Origin of the sequence: Mesorhizobium sp. M8A.F.Ca.ET.161.01.1.1, from assembly GCF_004792105.1 — a bacterium.
Lineage (GTDB): Bacteria > Pseudomonadota > Alphaproteobacteria > Rhizobiales > Rhizobiaceae > Mesorhizobium.
In genome coordinates, this window is record NZ_SRTD01000114.1 from 1 (window position 1) to 406 (window position 406).

Below are 406 nucleotides of genomic sequence, written 5' to 3' on the forward strand. Positions count from 1 at the left end.
AATTTCCTTGTTCGGTGCAAATACAGGGGTCGCCTGGACGCCAAGCGTTTCAGCGGCAAAAGTGTGGAGCTTCTTGGCGAAGACGATGGCATAGGAGCTCCCAGCCTTCATGAATTCCATCTTCTGGGGTGTGAAGGACGAAGCGAGGTCGACCAGCTCGGTGCCGTTTTCGTCCCGCAGCTTGCGATTCTTGGCGTCGATCTTGAGGACCATACCGGTCTCGACCGAATATTTCTGCTCAAGGATGGGGTTGCCGTCATTGTTGAGGATCGGCTTGCCGTCTTCGCCGAGCTTCTTCACCCAGTTCTTCAGATTGATGCCAATGCCACCCGTCACGTCGACGGTGGTGGCGAAAATCGGCGAAATGCCGTTGGTGCCCGCAACGATGGGGGCATAGTTGACGAAG

The 406-nt window shown here is 55.9% G+C and carries 1 pseudogene; it reads right to left on the reverse strand.

Annotated elements, in window-relative coordinates:
• Positions 1-406, reverse strand: a pseudogene (locus EN804_RS34905) (bifunctional aconitate hydratase 2/2-methylisocitrate dehydratase); the annotation flags it as partial.